The organism is Frankia sp. CgMI4 (genome assembly GCF_001756285.1).
In the GTDB taxonomy this organism is placed as follows: Bacteria; Actinomycetota; Actinomycetes; order Frankiales; family Frankiaceae; genus Frankia; species Frankia casuarinae.
In genome coordinates, this window is sequence record NZ_MAQZ01000132.1 from 1 (window position 1) to 7,347 (window position 7,347).

The 7,347-nt window shown below is 61.7% G+C and carries 9 protein-coding genes and 1 pseudogene; 4 read left to right on the forward strand and 6 right to left on the reverse strand.

Annotated features, from left to right (window positions below; genetic code table 11):
- The first annotated feature begins 190 nt into the window (after positions 1-190).
- The 3 genes and pseudogenes from Manayef4_RS22055 to Manayef4_RS26330 all read left to right on the forward strand — a co-directional run.
- On the forward strand, positions 191-487 hold the full coding sequence (locus Manayef4_RS22055) for a transposase family protein (RefSeq protein WP_011436951.1): 297 nt from the start codon (positions 191-193) through the stop codon (positions 485-487).
- 5 nt (positions 488-492) lie between these two features.
- Positions 493-1,755: a recombinase family protein gene (locus tag Manayef4_RS22060; protein WP_254665800.1), complete on the forward strand. Its 1,263-nt coding sequence runs from the start codon at positions 493-495 to the stop codon at positions 1,753-1,755.
- 47 nt (positions 1,756-1,802) lie between these two features.
- A pseudogene (locus tag Manayef4_RS26330) lies at positions 1,803-1,898 on the forward strand (Fe-S cluster assembly protein HesB); the annotation flags it as partial.
- Between the two features lie 85 nt (positions 1,899-1,983).
- Here Manayef4_RS26330 and Manayef4_RS24615 read toward each other — a convergent pair.
- The 5 genes from Manayef4_RS24615 to Manayef4_RS22085 all read right to left on the reverse strand — a co-directional run bounded on the left by Manayef4_RS24615 (position 1,984) and on the right by Manayef4_RS22085 (position 5,921).
- On the reverse strand, positions 1,984-2,889 hold the full coding sequence (locus Manayef4_RS24615) for a hypothetical protein (protein ID WP_175443454.1): 906 nt from the start codon (positions 2,887-2,889) through the stop codon (positions 1,984-1,986).
- Between the two features lie 117 nt (positions 2,890-3,006).
- A complete protein-coding gene (locus Manayef4_RS24620; protein WP_011436948.1) occupies positions 3,007-4,107 on the reverse strand; it encodes a hypothetical protein in 1,101 nt (366 codons plus the stop codon).
- A 196-nt stretch (positions 4,108-4,303) separates the two neighbouring features.
- A complete protein-coding gene (locus Manayef4_RS22075; protein ID WP_139140190.1) occupies positions 4,304-4,627 on the reverse strand; it encodes a hypothetical protein in 324 nt (107 codons plus the stop codon).
- Between the two features lie 218 nt (positions 4,628-4,845).
- A complete protein-coding gene (locus tag Manayef4_RS24625) occupies positions 4,846-5,559 on the reverse strand; it encodes a hypothetical protein (protein WP_139140191.1) in 714 nt (237 codons plus the stop codon).
- Positions 5,556-5,921, reverse strand: a complete 366-nt coding sequence (locus Manayef4_RS22085; RefSeq protein WP_011436947.1) for a hypothetical protein — start codon at positions 5,919-5,921, stop codon at positions 5,556-5,558. The genes Manayef4_RS24625 and Manayef4_RS22085 overlap by 4 nt, the downstream gene beginning before the upstream one ends.
- A gap of 344 nt (positions 5,922-6,265) precedes the next feature.
- Here Manayef4_RS22085 and Manayef4_RS22090 point away from each other — a divergent pair, with 344 nt between their 5' ends.
- Positions 6,266-6,655, forward strand: coding sequence for an NUDIX domain-containing protein (locus tag Manayef4_RS22090; protein WP_232235301.1), 390 nt, complete (start codon positions 6,266-6,268; stop codon positions 6,653-6,655).
- A 134-nt stretch (positions 6,656-6,789) separates the two neighbouring features.
- Here the strand turns inward: Manayef4_RS22090 and Manayef4_RS22095 are convergent.
- The coding region (locus Manayef4_RS22095) for an IS5-like element ISFsp7 family transposase (RefSeq protein WP_070133279.1) at positions 6,790-7,347 on the reverse strand (558 nt) is incomplete at its 5' end.

Genomic DNA, 7,347 nt, shown 5'->3' on the forward strand with positions numbered 1-7,347 from the left:
GCGGCACCTGCTTCTGGAAGACCTTTGCGTGAGAACTCAGATCTTCCTGTAGGTGCCGCGTCTGCCGCGTTCCAGGGCCCTTCGCGGCCCAACCCCCAGCAGTAGCCGACCACAAACTCAAGACGCCACGCCGTACCTACTTTGACGTCGCCCTGGCTGGACACGGGTGGCGCGACGTTCCGGTGGCTGCATGACCGACCTCGGTTACGAAGGCGAACCCGCCGTCCACACCCCGCGGAAGAAGAAGCCCGGAACATCCCTGACCGGCTGGCAGAAACAACTCAACGCCGAGTTCGCGTCCGTCCGGGTCGCCGCCGAATGGGGAGTCGCTCACGCGAAGAACTGGCGAATCCTCACCAGCCGTTACCGCAGCGACCTCGGCCGTATCGATGCCGACATCCAGGCAGCCGTCGGCCTCCAGAAAATCAACGAACAGCAATCCGAGCGAATACTGAGCTTCGAGAGAATCAAGAGAGTTTCTGAATAACTTCCGTGGTGTACCGGGTGGTGCGGCCGGTGTACGAGGGCGCCCTGGAGGACTTGAAGCGGGGAGCCACCAAAACCGGCAAGCCCCTTGACGGCCTCATCGTCTCCGACGTGGACCGGCTCACCCGCGACCCGCGCCACCTGGAAGACGCCATTGACGTGGTGGTCCAGTACGGGCGGCCCGTCATTGACATCAGCGGCACCCTTGACCTCCTCACGGACAACGGGCGCTCCGTGGCCCGGATCGTCGTGGCCCTGAAGAACCAGCAGTCCGCCGACACCTCCCGGCGGGTGCGGACGGCCCACCGCGAGCTCGCCAAGGCGGGTGTCCCCGTGGGCGGCTACCGGCCCTTCGGCTGGGAGCCGGACAAGCGCACCATCCGCAAGGCCGAGGCCGACATGATCGTCGTCGGTGCTGACGAAATCCTTGCCGGGGTCGGCACGCACACGCTCTGCCGCCGCTGGAATGAGCTGGGCATTCTCACGACCCGGGGCCACCAGTGGCAGCGCCAGGTGATGAAGAACATGTATCTGTCTCCCCGCCTCGCGGGCTACCGGGTACACGGCCCGACCACGGTTCCCTTGGAGCAGCGCTACGCCTGCACCGTAGACGGCCAGCCCGTCATGGGCCTTCAAGGTCACATCCTGGACGTCGAGGTCTGGGAGAAGGTGGTGGCGAAGCTCCGCGACCCCGCTCGGACCGGCAACCAGAACATCCACATAGGCGGCCGGAAGTATCTGCTGTCCGGAATCATCCGCTGCGCCTACTGCGGCGCGCGGCTCACCGGCGGCTGGGACAAGGGGTGGAAGAAGCATCACTACTCCTGCCGTCCCGTCACCGCTGGTGGCTGCGGCAGCGTCGCCGTGACCGGCCACCACGTTGACGAACTGGTCACGAACTTGGTGCTGGCCTATCTGGCAAACCGGGACGTGGAAGCCGAAAGCGGCCCGTGGCCCAAGGCGGCMGAGGCGGAGATCGCCGAGATCATGGCCGCCTGGCGGGAGACGAAGCGCGGCGGCACCCGCGCCCTCCAGATGGTGGAGGAGCTGGAGGGGGACGTGGCGAAGCTCCGGGGGGAGCGCAACGACTGGCTGCGCGCCCACTCMGGCCCCCAGCTGACCAACGTGGCCTCGTCCTGGCCTCGGCTGGAGGTGGAGCAGCGCCGTGACATCATCGCCACCGTTATCGAGGCCGTGGTGCTGTCCAAGGCCGATGGGCCGAAGAACCGTTTTGACCCGGATCGCATCWCCGTGATCTGKCGTCCCTGACCAACCTGCCCCGCCGGATCACTCTGGCGGGGCTTACCGTTGGCCGCATGGCCCTCCACCTGTCCGGCGACCCCGAGGCCGACGCCCTCATCACGTCCGACGCCTTGGCGCTCCTGGTGGGTATGGTTCTTGACCAGCAAATCGGACATGTAAGGAACGAATTCGGACGTTCCGTCACGGGTTGGATACCCTCTGTGGCATTCGGCTGGGGTTGATGACCGTCCCGCGCTAAAGCAGCGCCGAGCGCGGGGATGCAGTTTCCATGATCTCGTCCGCGACCTTCAGCGCTTCCCGCGTCTCATCCACGCTTGGCTCCCGGCCTCCGTGGATTGCCGTGTTCCGAGGCTCCGCCAAAAAGCTCATGATCCGCTTGCCCGCGTCTCCGGGTAGCTGCACTCCCAGATTTTTCAGCGCCTGAACGCGCCCGCCGATCTGGCGGCTCTTCTCTATCACATAGCCCGCGACGTCTGACCGTAGTCCAGCAAGTTCCTGATCCAGCAAATAGGTCAGAGCCATCTCCGCCGCCGTCGCCGCATCCAGTACGGCCCTCCGACGCTGCCCGCGGCGGTTGGCCGCGATGGCGTCCCGGAGCAACAAATGTTCGGTGGGCGGCTGGCGACCGTCTGACGCTGCCTTAAGTATCGCCTTCCAGCGATCACTTTCCAAGGCATTTACCGGTGACATGGTGAGGGAAATGGGAGCAGGGTTTCTCACCCTCTCTCCATCGGGACCGTACTTAAACCAGAGTTCGAGGTCATCTCCCGGGCGGCTTGCCCCATCGTAGTGGGGATCAAGGTTTTGTCGCGCTACCACCTCAACCCAGTCGGCCGCGAGCCTCCACCAGGCGTCAATATCCTGGTACAGGTTCTGCCCGCGTTCTTTTCGCCTGACGCTTTCGGGCTGATCCGCGGTGGCAATGGTGTGCCGAACTACGAAGGCGCGGACAAGCGCGTTACCATTGRCTCCTAGCGGATCGTTTGACTTGAAGTGGGACACGTTACCCCATGCACTCCCCACGGAACGGTAGCGTTCGTCCCAGTCAATATCATTCCGCACCGTTTTCATCGCGGGGGCTGTCAGGATAGGCCCATTATTCAGAAGTTGAAGTGAGGGCATGACCAGGCTGATATCCATGCCGCCAATACGAACCGGCGTCTCTGAGGCGAGTACGGCTACCTTGACCRCGACCGGCGCCGGTAGTCTGAATATTCCTTCTAGAGTAAGATCAGGCATGTTGCTCCACATGGGGTACTAATATGGCATCAAAGCTGTCAACGTGTTCTCGAGCGCAAGGAGAGCGCGACGTGCAGCCGCGATGGTTTTCGTCTCATCTACACCATGTTTCACGCCCTGCAACTCATCAAGGCACCGGGTCATCATCATTATGATTACCGTGACGCCGTCGCTTTTCATGCCAAAGCCTCGTACTGCGTAACGAACACGTAGCGCTCGATGCGGTTTGCCGTTCTTAGGGTCAATTTCCTTTGCGTATTGACCAACATTTTCCCGCCATGCGAGGACCTCATCATCAGGCGCAATGGTGCGCAAAGTCCAGTCAAGTGCCTCCACACCCGAGTTCGCCGCCTGAGAGGCCGCATCTGGCCCATTCGAGGTCAGCGCGTGCCAAGCTCCCCTCAGCTTCGGAACCGCCTTAGGGCATGCTTGCCCTAGCCAGGAGGAGAGATGATCAGTAAGCTGTTCACGACCTTCCCGCCACCGTTCATCTTCAAGGTTGGCTTCTTCGGCGGCCTCACCGAGATCATTTCCGATCTCGACTACATGAAGTGTGGTCGCGCCCAGAGAGGAAAGTCGGCCTGGAGATGGTGGCGGCGAGACGATGGCCGCATCAAGGGTTTGGCGCCAGCCGTCGGCTGCGAGATTGGCGAAGGCCAAGAAATTAGGCGGTGGAACCGCAATCAGCGAACGCTCGGCGGCCTTAACGAGCGACTTCTCAAGGTCAGTGAACATCGGACCCAGTAGATTTCTGGCGCTCAGCTTATTGGCAGCGGCAATCGTCTCCGAGAGATACGAAGAACTCAGGCTCTGGGTCAGGACTCCCGCAAGCCGTGCGCCAGCCAGATCCATGGAGGCAATCTTTGCCAAGGAGCTGGTGGCTCCAAGTTCTTTGATGATTGCTTCATATGGCACGGTTGATCCAGCCAGCTGTGCGGCAATTTTCGATATTGAGGAGTTATTGACCGCCAGGGCATCTCGCATCATTCGAGAAAGCTGCTCATTCATTCCCGTGTAGACGCCGGGCGGCACCCGCAACACGATTTCGCTGAGGCGATCCATATCTTTGGACGCAATCTCAAGTGCGGGATCTTCCTCGTCGTGTTCGTCGGTGCTCATTCTGGCTACTCCTTACTCCTGCACCGACTTTTTCATCGGTAGTCGAACCAGCATACGGCAGGCCGCCCCAGGTGAGGCGGGTACTACGGGTGCAAACCTTGTCTACGTCGCTCAAGCGCCGCTCCGCGGCGACCCGCTCCGCCTCCCTCCGGTCGCCGGCGCGGACGGGCGGACGCAGCCTGAACAACAAATATGTTCACGGCTCCACCACGTTCAGCGTTACGCCGGTTTTCCTACCGATGGCCGTCACCCATTTCTCTAGCACATCCGTCCTGCGTTCCAGCCCCGCCACATCCGCCGCCGTATGCTCAGCCCGCAACACGTAGCCATCCATGGCCGCCAGGAGGTCGCCAAACTTGTCTTCCYGCGCTTGGATAACACCGGCCAGACGTGCTACATCGCCGGTCAGCACGTCTATGGACTTCGCCATATGCTCAAAGCGGCGGTTCGTATCAGCCTGCAACTCATCAAAGCGCTTATCGAGATGCTTAGTTAATTGCCGGATTGCTTCATCGTTCATCGTTTCCTAGTATGCCTCTATTTACTGCGCACTTCAAGATAGAATATCCGGCCTCGCTTGCCCACGGCGGGCGTACTCCCCTTSACTTGTAAGGGGAGGGATGGCATTGCGCTCATTGACGTTTCTTTTGATACCCGATACGCTAGAGCCAGGTTAGTTCTCAGTTGTTCTTGTTCGTAACGGCGCTCCGTTTGCAGACGGGTCGCCGTTTTTCGTGCTTATATGTGGCAGTCAACTGCTACGACGCGCTGGCCGCCGTAGCGTGTTTGGATGTCCTCCAGGCGGTTGGTACGCCACTCCTCCCTCGGCACATCTTCCCTCGTGACGATGCCCCACCATCCCATCTGCCCCTGCTGAATCCACTCACCATCAGGCAGGATAAACGCAAACGGCATGGTATCGGACGTCAGGTTCTTTACGTCCGTCACGTTGTTTTCGATGCTCTCGTGACTTTGCTCGAAATTCAAGCCGTCGTCTTCGCTTTCGGTGGTCAATCCCGTTATCAGCCMATCCCAGCGGCCACCAATACACCACCAGTCCCATTTACTTTTCGGGTTGTAGGTGCTGGGGTACGTTCCAGAACCCTGGCAGTTGTCGCAATCGGGGTCTGGCTTTATGGTCAGYCCTGCGAGCGCCTGTTTCTCTGCCTCCCTCAAGGGCTGGGTGCGCTTGAGCCATGCTTCTTCGGAGTGATCTTCGCGCGGACGCTCGTGGAATGTGTTGCGTAACATCTCCCACGTCAGGCCGGTCTTCTCCGTCGCGATCTCAGAAGCCATATTGTCCGCCCGCCTGGTTCCGCATCCGCAAGGTCTGTTGTAGGCGTCCACCACTATATCTTCGTCGTACGGCTCCATGACCTCGTGTAGGTAGCTTTCCGCATCCTCGGTTTCGATATGGTCGGGGAGAATGACGCCAAGCAGAAAGTGGCTCATAGCGCCACCTCCGCCATTTCCTCGGCCAGCCGCAATAGGGCGGGGTTGGAATTCTCGTCGATGGAGCGGGACGCGCCGTCGAACCAGTCCAGGAAGTGGAACGTGGCGGCCACTACCTGGCCGTTGTCCACCTCCGCATCCATATGCGCTGAGGGGCCACCCCAAAAGAACTCCACCCGCACGAGCCGCCGCGCCGACACCGCCAGCGGCTCCAGTTCCTCGTGTAGCTCCTCCTCGCGGGCGTCGTCGTTTGCCCGTTGCGCCTTCTCCAGGCGTTTGTATCTTCTCCTGTACCAGCGCTCCAGGCTCAAAAGCTGGGCGTCAATACGGTTTTCGCATGTTGCATTTCGATCATCGGACATGGTTGGTTCCTCCATGCCCGGCTCTAGCAATATCAGGTTGTCAAGGTGTAATCAGCCGGTGGCACACTGTTCAGGGCGGGCGCACCAGCGGGACGGGCGCGGTGCCAGGGTGGTGCAACTTCGCTGTACTTCTTTCAAGCGTGTAGCCGGAGCACGGGAGGGGCGTAGGGCAGGGGCGTGCGTCAGAGATCACCTGAGGGAGCGCCACGGAAAACGCCGGTGCCGCGGATTACTAATGAGCGGCTTTCCCGCTAAAATAGACAACAGCCCCAGCAGCGCACCAGATCAAAGGAGATCGGCCCATGCCTGCTCGCCATCAGGTTACTACTGATGTTCATCTAATCTTGCTCCGAAACAACGAAGCCCTGTTCGGCCGTCGCCAGAACACCGGCTACGAGGACGGTGCGTACCACCTGCCCTCCGGCCACCTGGAGGCGGGAGAGTCCGTGGTCACGGCCCTCATTCGGGAGGCCAAAGAGGAAATCGGGGTGACGATCCAGCCGGAGGCGGTGGAGTTCGCGCACATCATGCACAACTCTTCCGGCGGCGGCCGGGCCGCCTTCTTCTTCATCGTCCGGGAGTGGGACGGCGAACCGGTGAACCGGGAGCCGGAGAAGTGCAGCGAACTGGCCTGGTTCCCACTGGATGCCCTGCCGGACCACATGATCGCCTACTGCCGGGCGGCGCTGGAAGACATCGCCGCGGGCCGGTCCTTCTCCGTCTTCGGCTGGTAGCCGTGGCCGGGCCACACCCGGGGCCGGTGGTCTGCGTCAGCTACCTGGCCGCCGCCTCTCTCTGGACAGTGAGCCTTTCCCGGTAACGATTCGTCACGTGACGTGATCGCAATGGTGTGTTGGTGTGTTGGGTGTCAGGCGGTTCTGYGGTGCTCGGTGTGGAGGATGACGAGGGCGGCTTTCACGACAAGTCCGATCTTCCAGGGGTCGATCGTGATGTTGTGGAGGAGTCGGAAGGTGCCTTTGAGCAGGGCGTTCGCGCGTTCAYCGACGGCGCGTAGCGCGTTGTGGATCCGGTTGTGCGCTTTCTGTTCGTCGGTGAGGGTGCCGCCCTTGGGCTTCTTGTACGCGGTCGCGAGCGGCCCGGCCGGGTTGCCCAGCCCTTCGTAGCCGAGGTCGAACAGCACCTCGTGCAGGTCGGCGGTCCACTCGGCGAGAACCGGCAGYGCCCCGGAGGCTTTCAGGGCGGTCGAGTCGTGCTCGCGGCCGGGCCGCACGTCGGAGACCCACAGTGGCCAGCCGTCGTCCGGGGCGGAGAGCACCTGGATGTTGCCACCGTGGTTGGAGATCGTGCCGGACCACCACAGGTCCACGCCTTCGGTCGGGCCGGGCATGCGTAGCCGGTCGGTCTCGATGACCGTGCCGTCAACGATGAGATGCTCGTAGCCGGCGACCCTGGCCCGCATCAGCGC

What these genes read in the sequence shown, in the direction of transcription:
- Manayef4_RS22085 (WP_011436947.1), bottom strand. Translation starts at nt 5,921, where the DNA reads ATGTCCGATGATCGAAATGCAACATGCGAAAACCGTATTGACGCCCAG.
- Manayef4_RS24620 (WP_011436948.1), bottom strand. Translation starts at nt 4,107, where the DNA reads ATGAGCACCGACGAACACGACGAGGAAGATCCCGCACTTGAGATTGCG.
- Manayef4_RS22055 (WP_011436951.1), top strand. Translation starts at nt 191, where the DNA reads ATGACCGACCTCGGTTACGAAGGCGAACCCGCCGTCCACACCCCGCGG.